The sequence below is a fragment of the Micromonospora saelicesensis genome (assembly GCF_900091575.1).
GTDB lineage: Bacteria > Actinomycetota > Actinomycetes > Mycobacteriales > Micromonosporaceae > Micromonospora > Micromonospora saelicesensis.
The window spans coordinates 157,961-172,556 of record NZ_FMCR01000008.1; the positions used below are offsets into that span (position 1 = coordinate 157,961).

At 72.1% G+C, this 14,596-nt stretch carries 14 protein-coding genes; all 14 read left to right on the forward strand.

The window, feature by feature from the left end; translation table 11 throughout:
- Nucleotides 1–11 precede the first annotated feature (11 nt).
- Complete coding sequence (locus GA0070561_RS29135; protein ID WP_091407694.1) at nt 12–1,574, forward strand: UDP-N-acetylmuramoyl-L-alanyl-D-glutamate--2,6-diaminopimelate ligase; 1,563 nt, start codon at nt 12–14, stop codon at nt 1,572–1,574.
- The gene (locus tag GA0070561_RS29140; RefSeq protein WP_091407696.1) at nt 1,571–2,968 is read left to right on the forward strand and encodes a UDP-N-acetylmuramoyl-tripeptide--D-alanyl-D-alanine ligase; all 1,398 of its coding nucleotides are present in this window, start codon (nt 1,571–1,573) and stop codon (nt 2,966–2,968) included. Before GA0070561_RS29135 ends, GA0070561_RS29140 begins: the two co-directional genes overlap by 4 nt.
- Nucleotides 2,965–4,089, forward strand: a complete 1,125-nt coding sequence (mraY, locus tag GA0070561_RS29145) for a phospho-N-acetylmuramoyl-pentapeptide-transferase (protein WP_030334519.1) — start codon at nt 2,965–2,967, stop codon at nt 4,087–4,089. The genes GA0070561_RS29140 and mraY overlap by 4 nt, the downstream gene beginning before the upstream one ends.
- A 226-nt stretch (nt 4,090–4,315) precedes the next feature.
- Nucleotides 4,316–5,761: an FtsW/RodA/SpoVE family cell cycle protein gene (locus GA0070561_RS29150; protein ID WP_091407699.1), complete on the forward strand. Its 1,446-nt coding sequence runs from the start codon at nt 4,316–4,318 to the stop codon at nt 5,759–5,761.
- Entirely contained in the window at nt 5,761–6,867 is a 1,107-nt protein-coding gene (gene murG, locus GA0070561_RS29155; RefSeq protein WP_091407701.1) for an undecaprenyldiphospho-muramoylpentapeptide beta-N-acetylglucosaminyltransferase, read from the forward strand. The genes GA0070561_RS29150 and murG overlap by 1 nt, the downstream gene beginning before the upstream one ends.
- Nucleotides 6,864–8,429 carry a UDP-N-acetylmuramate--L-alanine ligase gene (gene murC / locus GA0070561_RS29160; protein WP_091407704.1) on the forward strand — a complete coding sequence of 522 codons (1,566 nt, stop codon included), beginning with the start codon at nt 6,864–6,866 and terminating at the stop codon, nt 8,427–8,429. Before murG ends, murC begins: the two co-directional genes overlap by 4 nt.
- Nucleotides 8,426–9,244: a cell division protein FtsQ/DivIB gene (locus GA0070561_RS29165; RefSeq protein WP_091407707.1), complete on the forward strand. Its 819-nt coding sequence runs from the start codon at nt 8,426–8,428 to the stop codon at nt 9,242–9,244. The genes murC and GA0070561_RS29165 overlap by 4 nt, the downstream gene beginning before the upstream one ends.
- Nucleotides 9,245–9,489: 245 nt before the next feature.
- Nucleotides 9,490–10,605, forward strand: coding sequence for a cell division protein FtsZ (gene ftsZ / locus GA0070561_RS29170; protein ID WP_091407710.1), 1,116 nt, complete (start codon nt 9,490–9,492; stop codon nt 10,603–10,605).
- Between the two features lie 9 nt (nt 10,606–10,614).
- Complete coding sequence (locus tag GA0070561_RS29175; RefSeq protein ID WP_091407712.1) at nt 10,615–11,358, forward strand: YggS family pyridoxal phosphate-dependent enzyme; 744 nt, start codon at nt 10,615–10,617, stop codon at nt 11,356–11,358.
- 192 nt (nt 11,359–11,550) lie between these two features.
- Complete coding sequence (locus GA0070561_RS29180) at nt 11,551–12,243, forward strand: cell division protein SepF (RefSeq protein ID WP_091407714.1); 693 nt, start codon at nt 11,551–11,553, stop codon at nt 12,241–12,243.
- Nucleotides 12,244–12,273: 30 nt separating this feature from the next.
- Nucleotides 12,274–12,579: a YggT family protein gene (locus tag GA0070561_RS29185; protein ID WP_030334503.1), complete on the forward strand. Its 306-nt coding sequence runs from the start codon at nt 12,274–12,276 to the stop codon at nt 12,577–12,579.
- Between the two features lie 44 nt (nt 12,580–12,623).
- Nucleotides 12,624–13,433 carry a DivIVA domain-containing protein gene (locus tag GA0070561_RS29190; RefSeq protein WP_036411965.1) on the forward strand — a complete coding sequence of 270 codons (810 nt, stop codon included), beginning with the start codon at nt 12,624–12,626 and terminating at the stop codon, nt 13,431–13,433.
- Nucleotides 13,434–13,558: 125 nt separating this feature from the next.
- On the forward strand, nt 13,559–14,263 hold the full coding sequence (locus GA0070561_RS29195; RefSeq protein WP_425255918.1) for a hypothetical protein: 705 nt from the start codon (nt 13,559–13,561) through the stop codon (nt 14,261–14,263).
- Between the two features lie 10 nt (nt 14,264–14,273).
- Entirely contained in the window at nt 14,274–14,579 is a 306-nt protein-coding gene (locus GA0070561_RS29200; RefSeq protein WP_091407718.1) for a DUF167 domain-containing protein, read from the forward strand.
- The last annotated feature ends 17 nt before the right edge of the window (nt 14,580–14,596 follow it).

Here is a 14,596-nt window from a genome sequence, read left to right on the forward strand (position 1 = left end):
CCGGGGCGGCTGTGCGGCCGGAACCGGACGACCGGGTAGGGTCTGACGCCGTGCCCGGCAATCCACGTCCACGTACCGTGACCGGAGTCCGGCTCGGTGATCTCGCCGTCCGGCTCGCCGTCGACCTTCCGGCGGACGCCGCCGCGGTGGTCGTCTCCGGGGTCACCCACGCCAGCCAGGAGGTTCGCCCCGGCGACCTCTACGCGGCGCTGCCCGGTGCCCGTCGGCACGGCGCGGAGTTCGCCGCCGGCGCCGTCGAGGCGGGTGCCGTGGCGCTGCTGACCGACCCGGCCGGCGCGGAGTTGGCGGCGGGAACCGGCCTGCCCACCCTTGTCGTGCCCGACCCGCGCGCCGTGCTCGGCGAGCTGGCCTCGGCCGTGTACGGCGACCCGACCGCCGATCTCACAGTGATCGGGGTGACCGGCACCGCGGGAAAGACGTCCACGGCGTACCTGATCGAGTCGGGGCTACGGGCCGCCGGGCACACCACCGGGCTGGTCGGGACGGTGGAGACCCGGCTCGGCGATCTGGTGATCGACAGTGTCCGCACCACCCCCGAGGCGACCGACCTGCACGCCATGCTGGCCACCGCCCGCGAGCGTGGGGTCACCGCCGTGGTCATGGAGGTCTCCAGCCACGCGCTGGCCATGGGCCGGGTGGGCGGTGTGCGGTTCGCCGTCGGTGGTTACACCAACTTCGGTTCCGACCACCTGGACTTCCACGCCGACAGCGACGACTACTTCGCCGCGAAGGCCCAGCTGTTCGACGGGCGCTGCGCGGTCGAGGTGCTCAACCACGACGACCCGGCGTTGAAGCCGCTGCTCAAGCCGGCCACTGTCACCTACTCGGCGGCCGGTGACCAGGGCGCAACCTGGTGGGCCGACGGTGTGGGCGGCGAAGGGTACGCCCAGCGGTTCACCGCGCACGGCCCGAACGGCGTGGCCCTGGCCGCCGGTGTCGCGCTGCCCGGCCGGCACAACGTGGCCAACGCGCTGCTGGCCATCGCCGCACTCGTCGGTGCCGGGGTCGACCCGGTGACCGCGGCGACCGGTGTGGCCGCCTGCGGGGGCGTCCCCGGCCGGCTGGAACTGGTCGACGTGGCCGCGCCGGTGCGCGGGGTGGTCGACTACGCCCACAAGTCGGACGCGATCGTGGCCGCGCTGGCCGCGTTGCGCGAGTTGAGCGCCGGCCGACTGATCTGTGTGATCGGCGCAGGTGGGGACCGGGACCGGGGCAAGCGGCCGGTGATGGGCGCGGCCGCGGCGGAGGGAGCCGACGTGGTGCTGGTGACCGACGACAACCCGCGCACCGAGGACCCGGGGGAGATCCGCGCCGAGGTGCTGGCCGGGGCGTACCGGGCCGGCACGGCCGCTCGGATCATCGAGGTGGCGGGCCGCCGCGCCGCGATCGACGAGGCGGTGCGGCTGGCCCAGCCGGGCGACGTGATCGCGCTGCTCGGCAAGGGCCACGAACGCGGCCAGGAGGTAGCGGGCCAGGTGCTTCCGTTCGACGACAGCATCGAGTTGGCCGAGGCGCTGCGGGCCCGCTTCGGGGACCTGGCGGGTCAGCGGTGATCGCGCTGAGCCTGGCCGAGGTGGCCGCGGCGGTCGACGGGCGGCTGGTGGCCGCCGACCCGGCCGCCACCGTGACCGGATCGGTGGAGTTCGACTCGCGCAAGGTGGGACCCGGGTCGCTCTTCGTGGCCTTCCCGGGGGAGAAGGTCGACGGGCACGACTACGCGGCGACGGCGATCCAGGCCGGCGCGGTGGCGGTGCTCGGCAGCCGCCAGGTGCCCGGGGTGCCGATGGTGCTGGTCGACGACGCCCTGACCGCGATGGGCCGACTGGCCCGCGCCGCGGTGGACCGGCTGACCGGGCTGACCGTGATCGGCGTGACCGGCTCGTCCGGCAAGACCACCACGAAGGATCTGATCGGTCAGCTCACCGCCCGGCTCGGAGCCACTGTGGCGCCACCCGGCTCGTTCAACAACGAGCTGGGGCACCCGTACACCGCCCTGCGGGCTGACCCGGACACCCGCTACCTGGTGATGGAGAAGGGTGCGCGCGGGGTCGGGCACGTGCGGTACCTGTGCGAGCTGGTGCCGCCCCGGATCTCCGTGGTGCTCAACGTCGGCACCTCGCACATCGGCGAGTTCGGCTCGCAGGACGCCATCGCCCTGGCCAAGGGCGAGCTGGTGGAGGCGCTGCCGCCGGACGGGCTGGCCGTGCTGAACGCCGACGACCCCCGGGTGGATGCGATGGCGAGCCGCACGCAGGCCCGGGTGGTCCGCTACGGCGAGGCGTCGGATGCCGACGTGCGCGCCGAGGACGTCACGCTCGACGAGCGGGGTCACCCGTCGTACACCCTGGTCACCCCGGAGGGACGCGCGCCGGTGCGGCTCCGGCTGGCCGGCCGCCACCAGGTCGGCAACACGCTCGCGGCGGCGGCGGTCGCCCGGGAGCTGGGCATGCCGCTGGCCGAGCTGGCCACGGCCCTCGGCGAGCTGGGGCTGGTCTCGACCCGACGGATGGACGTCTTCGACCGCCCCGACGGGGTGACCGTGATCGACGACTCGTACAACGCCAACCCGGCCTCGATGGCGGTAGCGGTGCGGGCGCTGGCGAGCATGGGCCAGGGGCGGCGTACCGTCGCGGTGCTTGGTTACATGGCCGAGCTGGGCCCGTTCGAGTACGACGGCCACGCCGAGGTCGGCCAACTCGCGGCCGAGTTGGGTGTCGACCGGCTGCTCGTGGTGGGTGAGCCGGCCGCGCCGATCCACGAAGGCGCGACAGCGGTAGCAAACTGGGGAGGAGAGTCGGTGCTGCTCACCGATCAGGCGGCGGCCGTCGAGGTGCTGCGGAGCGAGCTACGACCGGGTGATGTCGTCCTGGTCAAGGGCTCCCGGTACCGGACCTGGGAGGTGGCCGACGCCCTGCGCGCCGACGCCGGTGGGGAGTCGACCCGATGAGGGCGGTCATCGTCGCCATCGGGGTGGCCTTCCTCGTCTCGCTCTTCTGCACCCCGATCGCGATCAAGGTGTTCACCCGGCTCAAGGCCGGTCAGCCGATCCGGTCCGACGGCCCCGCCATGCACCAGGGCAAGAAGGGCACGCCCACGATGGGTGGCGTGGTCTTCATCCTGGCCACGGTGATCGCGTACGTGGCCGGGCACCTCGCCCTGACCACCCTGCCGGACCAGCAGATCGCCCAGGTGGAGCCGACCATCACGGCGCTGGTGCTGCTGGGGCTGATGGTGTTCTCCGGCGCTGTGGGTTTCCTCGACGACTTCCTCAAGGTGCGCAAGCGCAACAGCGCCGGGCTGAACAAGCGCGGCAAGTTGCTCGGCCAGATCCTGGTCGGTGCGGTCTTCGGGGTGATAGCGCTGTGGTTCCCGAGCACGATGACCAACGGTTCGGGCCTGGCGACCAACACCGAGACGGTGGGCAGCACCACGCTGAGCTTCATCCGGGACATCGACTTCCTGGAGGTCAGCAAGGTCGGCGCGGTGATCATCTTCATCTTCGTGGTGATGGCCGCGACGAACGGCGTCAACCTCACCGACGGCCTGGACGGTCTGGCCACCGGCGCGTCGGTGATGGTGCTCGCCGCGTACGCGCTGATCGCGTTCTGGCAGTACCGGCACTGGTGCGCCGACCCGAACTACACCCAGCCGTACTGCTACGAGGTCCGCGACCCGTTGGAGATCGCGCTGATCGCCGGGGCGGCGGCGGGGGCCTGTGTGGGCTTCCTCTGGTGGAACACCTCCCCGGCGCGGATCTTCATGGGCGACACCGGGGCGCTGGGGCTGGGCGGTCTGATCGCCGGCATGGCGATGTCCACCCGCACCATCCTGCTGCTGCCGATCATCGGCGGGCTCTTCGTGATCATCACGATGTCCGTGGTGATCCAGATCATCTCCTTCAAGACCACCGGTAAACGGGTGTTCCGAATGTCTCCGCTCCAGCACCACTTCGAGCTGGCCGGCTGGAGCGAGGTCAACATCGTGGTGCGCTTCTGGATCATCGCCGGCATCGGCGTGGCCATCGCCCTGGGCCTGTTCTACAGCGAGTTCCTCGCCAACATGACCTGATCCGCAGGGCCGACACGCCCGAGGGGGCGTTCTGGGGGTCTCGGGCGTGTTTAGCGGTGATGATGTCGGGGTGGGGGAGGACATCGGCACTGAGGGCAGGGCAGGCGGGCGGGCGCGGCGGTCGCCGGGCGCGTCGGGGCGTACCGCGGAGGCGGTTGCGCCAACCGACGACGCGCGGGGGCCGGAACCGGGCGCGGCGGCGCGTGCGGCGGAACCAGCGGCGCCCGTGCCGCTGCGCGGTATCGACGGGGCCGGCGGGCTCGCCGCGCTGCGCGGCCTGCTGGACCGGCCGCTGACCTCGTACTACCTGCTGCTGTCCTGCGCCGGCCTGCTGCTGCTGATCGGGCTGACCATGGTCTTCTCGGCGACCAGCGTGAAGGACTACGCCGAGGACGGCAACGCCTCGGCCTCGGTGACCAAGCAGGCCATCTTCGCGGTGATCGGCATCGGCGCGTTCTGGGTCTGCCAGCGCCTGCCCGCCAGCACCTACCGGTCGCTGGGCCGGCCGCTGCTGTTCACCTCGATCGCCCTGCTGGTGGTGCTCAACCTGCTGGTCGCCTACGCCCGGCTGACCAGCCAGCAATCAGGGCAGATCGGGCCGATCGAGGCCCGGCTGAACTGGCTGTTCATCGGTGGGATCCAGGTGCAGCCCTCCGAGTTGGCCAAGTTCGCGATGGTGCTCTGGGGTGCGCACATCGTCGCCCGCAAGGGCGCCGCGCTCGGTTGGTGGCGTGAGCTGGCCACCCCGCTCTTCCCGGTGGTCGGCCTGCTCTTCGTCCTGGTCGGTTACAACGACACCGGCACGATGCTCTGTCTGCTGGCCCTGGTCGTGGGCCTGCTCTGGGCCGCCGGGGTGCGGATGCGGGTCTTCGGCGCACTGGCCACTGCCGGTCTGGTCGGGATCGGCCTGCTCGTGGCGGTGGCCTCGCTGGGCGCCGGCTCCGGCGAGCGCGGCGCGGACAACTACCGCCTCGCCCGGCTGGACATGTTCTTCAATCCGCCGGACCCGGAGACCTGCAAACTCAACGACTGCCTCCAGTTCTACCAGGGGCGGCTGGCCATCGAACACGGTGGTTGGTTCGGTGTCGGGCTGGGCAAGGGCAGCCTGAAGTGGGACTGGCTCCCCGAGGCGCACAACGACTTCATCTTCGCGATCATCGCCGAGGAGTTGGGCGTGATCGGGTGCGTCGTGGTGCTCAGCCTCTTCGCGGTCCTCGCGTACACCGGTTTCCGGATCGCGCGGCGGGTCGACGACCCGTTCCGCCGGCTCGCCGCCACCGCCGTTACCACCTGGCTGGTCAGCCAGGCCGTGATCAACATCGGTGGGGTGGTGGGGCTGCTGCCGATCACCGGTCTGCCGTTGCCGTTCATCTCCGACGGCGGAAGTGCCCTGGTGGTGACGTTGGCCGGCATCGGCATGCTGGCGTCCTTCGCCCGCGCCGAACCCGATGCGGCCAGAGCGCTGCATGCCCGTCCGCCGGCCCGGTGGGTCCGACTACTCTGGGCCCCGTTGCCGCCGCTTCCCGGCCGGCGTCGCCGACCGGCGACGCCGCCCGCTGGCCGAGGGTCCGTGCCCCGGTCCCGCGAGCGGCGCCATGACGATCAGGCCGCACCGCGCGGGGTCCGACAGGACCGCAGCCGCGGGGGTACGGCGAGCGAGAGGAGACGCTGATGGGTCCGCTGCGTTCGGTGGTGCTCGCGGGAGGTGGCACCGGGGGGCACGTCTACCCGCTGCTCGCCTTCGCCGACTGCCTGCGCCGACACGACCCGGGCGTCCGGATCACCTGCCTCGGCACACCCCGCGGCATGGAGAACGACCTGATCCCGCCGCAGGGCTACGACCTGCGGCAGATCCCGGCGTACCAGCTGCCCCGGTCGGTCAACATGAACCTGGTCCGCACCCCGGGCCGGATGTGGACCGCGGCGCGCGCCGCGGGCAAGGTGATCGACGAGGTGCGCGCCGAGGTGGTCGTCGGCTTCGGCGGGTACGTCTCGGTGCCGGCCTACCTGGCCGCGTGGCGTCGTGAGCTGCCCATGGTGATCCACGAGGTGAACGTGCCGCCGGGCGTGGCCAACAAGCTGGGCATGAAGTTCACCAAGAACGTGGCCGTCGGCTTCCCGAACCAGCCGAGCCAGGCCGAGTCGCTGCGGGACGCCACAGTCGTCGGTGTGCCGCTGCGCCGCAGCATCGCCGGTCTGGACCGGTACGCGCTGCGCAACGCCGCCCGCGCCCACTTCGGGCTCCGCCCGGACCTGCCGGTGCTCTTCGTGTCCGGCGGCTCGTCCGGCGCCCGCTCGATCAACCTGGCGGTCTCCGGGGCGGCCAAGGAGCTGGCCCGCAACGGCGTGCAGGTGCTGCACGTGATGGGTGCCCGCAACGAGCCGGTGCCGATCCCCACCGACCTGCCGGTGCCGTACGTGACGCTGCCGTACCTGTCCGAGATGGAGCTGGGCTACGCCGCCGCCGACCTGATGCTGGCCCGGGGCGGGGCGATGACCGTCGCCGAGGTGGCCGCGATCGGGCTGCCCACGATCTACGTGCCGTACCCGCACAGCAACCAGGAACAGCGGCGCAACGCGCTGCCCGTGGTGGAGGCCGGCGGTGGGCTGCTGGTCGACGACGCGGAGCTCACCCCGGACTGGCTGGAGCGCACCGTCATCCCCCTCATCCGCGACCCACAGCGGCTCTACAACATGGGTGCCGCCGCCGGTTCGTACGGCCGGCGCGACGGCGACGAGGCGTTGCGGTCCTTCGTGCTGGCGGCGGTGGCCCGATGACCGCGCAGTTCACCCCGGCCGGCACGCTCACCGCCGAGGACCTGGGCGCCGTCCACCTGATCGGAGTGGGTGGGGTGGGCATGCTCGGCGTGGCCCGGCTGCTGCTCACCCGTGGCATCCGGGTCTCCGGCAGCGACCTGCGGGAGTGGCCTTCGCTGGCCGGCCTGCGGGCGCTCGGCGGCACCATCCACCTCAGCCACGAGGTGACCAACCTCGACGGCGTGGACACCGTCGTCTACTCGTCGGCCATTCCGCAGGACCACCTGGAGCTGGTCGAGGCGCGTCGGCGTGGCCTGCGCGTGCTGCACCGCTCGGAGGCGCTCGCCGCGGCGATGACCGGCCGTCGGGCGGTGGCTGTCGCCGGCACGCACGGCAAGACCACCACCACCTCGATGGTGACGATGGTGCTCCAGCAGGCCGGAGTGGACCCGTCCTTCGTGATCGGCGGGGAGATCTCCGAGGTCGGTTCGGGCGCCCACCACGGCACCGGCGAGCACTTCGTGGTCGAGGCGGACGAGAGCGACCGCTCGTTCCTCATCTACCGCCCGTACGTCTCGATCATCACGAACGTCGAGGCGGACCACCTGAACACCTACGGCGACTACGCGACGCTGGAGGCGGCGTTCGTGGAGTTCGCCCGCCTCACCGACCCGGACGGGTTCATCATCACCTGTGCCGACGACCCGGGCGGTCGGCGGTTGGCAGAGAGCCTGCGGTCCGAGGGACGGCGGGTCTTCACCTACGGCGAGGCCGCCGACGCCGACCTGCGGTTGACCGAGATCGTCTCCTCCGCGCGTGGGGTGCGCTACCTGGCCGCGATCGACGGCCGGTCGCTGGGCGAGTTCCGGCTGCCGGTGCCGGGGCGGCACATGGGGCTGAACAGCGCGGCCGCGGTGCTGGCCGCGTACCTGCTGGAACTGCCGCTGGAGGCGGCGGAGGCCGCGCTGGCGGTCTTCCCCGGGGTGCGACGGCGCTTCGAGCGCAAGGGTGTCGCGGACGGCGTGCTGGTCTACGACGAGTACGCCTACCACCCGACCTCGATGACCCTCGCCATGCAGACGTTGCGGGAGGTCGCCGGGGACGGCCGGCTGATCGTCGTCTTCCAGCCGTACCGGCTGTACCGCACCCGCGACAACCAGGCGGAGATCGCCGAGGCGCTGGCCATCGCGGACGAGGTGGTGCTCCTGGAGGTCTTCGGGCCGGGTGAGTTGCGTCAGCCCGGCGAGGGCTCGGCGGCGCTGATCGCGGCGGTGGATCTGCCCGCCGACCGCAAGGTGTTCGTGGAGTCGTGGGAGCAGGCCCCGGTCGAGGTGGCCCGTCGCGCCCGCTCCGGGGACGTCGTGGTCACCATGGGTGCCCCGCCGATCTCGCTGATGGGCGACGAGCTGCTGGCCGCCCTGGGTGAGCGTACGGCCGGCTCGGCACCGACCGCGACCGTCGACCCGGTGGCCACCACCCCGGCGATCGGTGATCCGGTGCCGGGTGGGACGACGTCCGGCGGCGACGGCGCGGCTCTCGGTGGCACCGCCGTGCCCGGCGGCTCGGCGCCCACGGCCGGATGAGTCCCGGCCCGGCCCGAGGGCGGACCAGCGCCGCCGACGGCGGCGCCCCGCGCCGCGGTCCGGCCCGGCGGTGGCAGTTGGTCCGGGCGGGCCGCGACGCGGTACCGCCCTCGACCCGCCGGTTCATGGCCCGTGCCCGGCAGCGTCGCATGCGTGCGGCGCTGCCGTGGGCGGTGGCCGCCGGGGTGCTCGCCCTGGCCGGGCTGGTCGCCTGGACGGTGCTCGGCACCGGGCTGTTCGGTGTGCGGGAGGTACGCGTGGAGGGTGCCGACCTGGTCACTCCGGTGCAGGTGCACGACGCGGTCGGGGTGCCGGACGGGGTGCCGCTGGCCCGGGTGGACCTGACCGCCGCCGCCCGTCGGGTCGGCGCGCTGCCGGCGGTGGAGCGGGCCACGGTCTCCCGGGACTGGCCCGGCGCGTTGGTGGTGCGGGTGACCGAGCGGACCGCGGTGGCGGTGGTGCCGCAGGGCGAGGCGTTCGCCCTGATCGACCGGAGCGGGGTGGCGTTCCGGACCGTGGAGCGACGGCCCGCCGACCTGCCACAGGTGACGGTGGCCCGGCCGGCCGCCGACGACCCGGGCACCCGGGCCGGGCTGGAGGTGCTCGTCGCGCTGACGCCGCAGCTGCGCGCGGAGCTGGTGGACGTGAACGTGGCGGGGCTGGCCCGGATCAGCCTGCGGTTGCGCGGCGACCGGACGGTGGTCTGGGGCGACGCGAGCCGGGGTACGGACAAGGCTCGGGTGGCCACCGCGCTGCTCGACGAAGACACCGACCGGATCGACGTGAGCGCGCCGGATGTGGTGACCTTTCGTTGACCGGTGAGCGTGCGCGGACGTGACCCGTGGCGCTCCGCGCGGCGACACGCCGCCCGGGTCCTTGGCTCATCGCGCGGTGGCGCTTACGTTGCCTCGAAGAGCTTCAGTGGTTGACATAACTGTAAGCCTCTAGTAGAGGGTTAGGGTTTACCCCTGATCCTCGTTGGTGACAGCTGTCGTCGGCCGCTGGTCTGGCCACGCCGTAACCGGTCGGCCGAAGCCAATCTCGAAGGAAAGGACCGGAGATGACACCTCCGCACAACTACCTGGCGGTCATCAAGGTCGTCGGCATCGGGGGTGGCGGCGTCAACGCCGTCAACCGGATGATCGAGGTTGGGCTCAAGGGCGTCGAGTTCATCGCGATCAACACCGATGCGCAGGCGCTGCTGATGAGCGACGCCGACGTCAAGCTCGACGTCGGCCGGGAGCTGACCCGTGGCCTGGGGGCCGGGGCCAACCCGGACGTCGGGAAGAACGCCGCCGAGGACCACCGCGACGAGATCGAGGAGGTGCTCAAGGGCGCCGACATGGTCTTCGTGACCTGCGGCGAGGGCGGCGGCACCGGCACCGGCGGCGCTCCCGTGGTGGCAAACATCGCCCGCAAGCTCGGCGCGCTGACCATCGGCGTCGTGACCCGGCCGTTCTCCTTCGAGGGCAAGCGCCGCCAGGTGCAGGCCGAGACGGGGATAGACGAGCTCCGCAACCAGTGCGACACGCTGATCGTCATCCCGAACGACCGGCTGCTGGCCCTGGGCGACCGCAACATCAGCATGATGGACGCGTTCCGCACGGCCGACCAGGTGCTGCTCTCGGGTGTGCAGGGCATCACCGACCTGATCACCACCCCGGGTCTGATCAACCTGGACTTCGCCGACGTCAAGAGCGTGATGAGCGGCGCCGGCAGCGCGTTGATGGGCATCGGCAGCGCCCGCGGCGAGAACCGCGCGGTCGAGGCGGCCGAGGCGGCCATCTCCAGCCCGCTGCTGGAGCAGAGCATGGACGGCGCGCGGGGCGTGCTGCTCTCCATCGCCGGCGGCTCCGACCTGGGCCTGTTCGAGATCAATGACGCCGCCCAGCTGGTCACCGACGCGGCCCACCCGGACGCCAACATCATCTTCGGCGCGGTCATCGACGACGCGCTCGGTGACGAGGTGCGGGTGACTGTCATCGCGGCGGGCTTCGACGGCGGCACGCCCGCGTACAAGGCGGCCGAGCCGACCCGCAAGACCAACACCAACCAGCCGGCGCCGCAGAGCACCCCGGCGCCCGCGCCGGCCACCAACCCGGCTCCGGCCCAGTCGCCGCGTCGCGTGCTCTTCGACGACGTGGACGTTCCCGACTTCCTCAAGAACGGGTCCTGAGCACCGCCGATGACCGACAGCTCAGCCACGGTACGACCAGATCGGCACGCCGAACTCGCGGCCGGTCTGGCCCAGGTTCGGACCCGGATCGATGACGCCTGCGCGCAGGCCGGCCGGGACCGCGCCGAGGTCACGATGATCGCGGTGACGAAGACCTACCCGGCCAGCGACGTGTTGGCGCTGGCCGGGCTCGGGGTGACCGACGTGGGGGAGAATCGCGACCAGGAGGCAGCCGGCAAGGCCGCCGAGGTGGCTACCGCCGGGGTGCGTCCCCGCTGGCACTTCATCGGCCAGTTGCAGCGCAACAAGGCCCGCTCGGTGGTCCGCTACGCCGACGTGGTGCACTCCGTCGACAGTGTCCGGCTGGCCCGGGCGTTGGCCACCGCCACCGCCGACCGGCAGGAGCCGCTCGACGCCCTGGTCCAGGTGAGCATCGACGGCGACGCGGCCCGGGGCGGAGCCCTGCCCGGTTCGACCGATCCGGCCGCCGGTCTGGAGCCGGTGGCCGAGGCGGTGGCCGACGCGCCGGGGTTGCGTCTGGTCGGTCTCATGGCGGTCGCTCCGCTGGGATGGGAGCCGGAGCGGGCGTTCGCCCGGCTCGCGGAGGTCGCCGACGCGTTCAGGGCCGTCCATCCGGGAGCCACCGCGTTGTCCGCCGGTATGAGCGGAGATTTCGAAATCGCGATCCGTTACGGCGCGACACATGTCCGCGTCGGTAGCGCGTTGCTCGGAATGCGTCCCACGCTGCGGTAGCCTGACCGCGAGACAAGCAAATTACATCAGTGTTGTTTCAGGGGCGGGTGTCTCCTAGTCGGGGGTCATGGCGCGCGACGCGAATCGCGCGCCGGGGGGATTGCCGTTCCGGTCCGATGGGCATGGTTGTCCACTCGCGACGGGCGACATGGCACGGGGGCGCGTGCCGCACGGCGGACGGAAGGGCGCGGGATGGGTGCACTGCGCAAGGCGGGGGTCTGGCTCGGTCTGGTCGAAGAAGACGACGAGCGGGCCTACGACGACGGTGGCTACGAAAAGGGTGGCTACCGCGACTCGCGTTACCGGCAGAGCCGGTACGCCGAGGAGTTCACCGACGACGACGAGGACGACGCCGAGGAGCCGCCGGCTCCCCGGCCGCGCGACAGCGGGCGGGGTCGACTCTCCGAGCGGTCGAGCGGGCGGTTGAGCGAGTCCGAGCGCGGTGACGGTGAGCGGCCGGAGCGGATCGAGCGGTCCAGCGTCCGGTCGATCACCCGGTCGTCGGCGGGCGAGACCTCCGGTGCGCTGACCTACCACACTCGGGACAACCTGGCCCTCGCGCCGCAGGTCACGTCGCGCGAGCGGGCCCTGCCGGAGGAGGAGCAGCGTTACCAGATCACCACGCTGCACCCCACCACCTACCGGGAGGCGCGCACCATCGGTGAGCACTTCCGCGACGGCGTCCCGGTGATCATCAATCTCACCGAGATGGATGAGGCCGATGCCCGCCGTCTGGTGGACTTCGCCGCCGGACTGGCGTTCGGCCTGCGCGGTACGATCGAGCGCGTGACCAATCGGGTGTTCCTGCTCTCACCGGCTAACGTCCAGGTCACCGCAGAGGACAAAGCCAAGATCGCTGAGGGCGGCTTTTTCAGTCTGAGTTGATCCCGCCCGACCCGAGGGACGTCGCTGACCGTGTTGTCGATCTTACTGCAAGTGTTGTACCTGATCCTTTATGTCTTCCTGCTCCTTCTTCTGTCCCGGTTCGTGTTGAGCGCCGTCCTGCAGTACGGCCGTCGCTGGCAACCGGGGCGTGGAGCATCGGCAGGATTGGAATCCGTGTGGAGCGTCACTGATCCCCCTCTCAACGCGTTGAGGCGTGTGATCCCTCCGCTGCGAATTGGTACCGTGAGCATCGACCTGGCCTCCCTTGTGCTCCTGGTTATCCTGTTCGTGCTGATGGAGTTCGTGTTAGGGCCGTCGATCAGGGCATCTGCCTGATGACCGACGCGCTTTCGCGGCCGCAACTGACCCGAGGAGTTTCGATGCCGCTGACCCCGGCCGACGTCCACAACGTCGCCTTCAAAAAGCCGCCGATCGGCAAACGGGGGTATGACGAGGAGGAGGTCGACGCCTTCCTGGATGAGGTCGAGCGCGAGCTCGCCCGTCTCATCGAGGAGAACAACGAGCTGCGCGCCCAGGTGGAGCGCGGCGGCCGTGGCGGTGCCCCCGCCGGCCCCGGCGGCGACGCCCGACTGGCGGCGGAGCTCAACGATGTCAAGGCCCAACTGGACCGGGTGCAGCGCGACAAGTCGGCGGCCGAGCAGGCTGCCCGCGCGATGCAGGCCGAGCTGGAGCAGGTCCGCGCGACCGGCGGCCCGGCCGGCGGCGTCACCGGTGACGGTGAGCAGCAGGCCCTGCGCGTGCTGATGATGGCCCAGCGCACCGCCGACGACCACGTGTCCGACGCTCGCCGCGAGGCCGACCAGCTGTTGTCCGAGGCTCGCAGCAAGGCCGAGGAGGTGACCCGGGAGGCGCGCGCCAAGGCTGACGCCCTTGAGCGGGACGCCCGCCAGCGGCACCAGGAGGCCATGGGCGGCCTGGACGCCAAGCGCACGGCGCTGCAGAAGCACATCGAGGAGCTCAAGCAGTTCGAGCGCGAGTACCGCACCCGGCTCAAGGCGTACCTGGAGAGCCAGCTGCGTGACCTCGACGGTCGTGGCCAGGGCCTCGAGGCCGAGATGACCCGCTCCGAAGCCGGCCGGGTCGCTGGCGGCAACGGGCTGGCCGCAGCAGGTCTCGCTGGTTCGTACGGCGGCGGCGGGCGCTCCGGCGCCCTCGAAGCCGGACGCTGAGCACCGGCCGGCGATCGCTGTCCGCCAATGGTGACGGTCGCCGGCCCGGCCTGGACGGTTCGACGCGGCGGGGGTGAGCCGTGATAGTCGCAAGTCTCCTGCTCATCCTCGTCGCGGTGGTGCTACTGGTGCTCGGCCTGGCCGGTGGTTCCAGCTTCTTGTTGGTCATCTCCATCGCGGCCAGTCTGCTGGCCGCCGTGGCGTTGGTGGTGGGCGCCCGCCAGGCAGCCGCCAACCGCGCCATGGCGGATCCCGGCCGGACCGACCGGCGGCACCCCGACGCACCCCGCACGGCCAGCCAGGCCACACCGGGTGTCGCGTACGGGCCGCCGCTGGTCGAGCCGGAGGTGCCGGTCCAGCACGTGCCCACGACGTTTGGTACCGGCGGCACCGGGTGGCGGCAACCACCCGAGCCGCCGGTCGACCATGCGCCGCCGGTCGATGAGACCTCGCCGGTCGACGCGCCGCACGTCGATGACGCGTCGCCGTTGGTGAGTGCGGCGGACGAGGCGCCCGCGCGGGCCCGGCCGGTCAGCCCGGCGTCCCCGGTCGCGGCGTCAACCGATGACGTGTTCGACCCGGCGGTCGCGGCGGTCGACGAGCCGGCAGCCCAGCAGATCACGGCCGCCGAGGCGGCCCGGGTGGCCCGACTGCTCGAAGCCGTCGAGGTCGTCGACGGCCGCCCCCGTTACCACCTCGACGGCTGCCCCCACCTGATCGGCTGGCAACCCGAGACGTTGCCGGTCGCCGAGGCAGTGGACCTCGGCTTCACCCCGTGCGCGCACTGCGCGCCGGCGACCGCTCTCCTCGCCGACGCCCGGCCGATCTGAAGCGGCGCCGGTGCCCGCGCAGGACACGCTCACCGTGGCGGTACGGGTGAAGCCCGGCGCCTCCCGGGACCGGGTGGGCGGCCGCTTCGACGGCCCGCATGGGCCCGCCCTCGTGATCGCGGTCCACGACCCGGCCGTCGACGGTCGGGCCACCGAGGCCGCCCGCCGGGCGCTGGCGGGCGCGTTGGGCGTCCGACGGGCCGCCGTGTCTCTGCGTGCCGGCGCGGCCAGCCGGGACAAGCTCTTCCTCGTCGATCGGCCCGGCCCGGAGTTGCCCGAGGTGCTGCGCCGCCTGCGCGACGGATCCGCCGAGTGAGGACAGCCCAGGCAAGG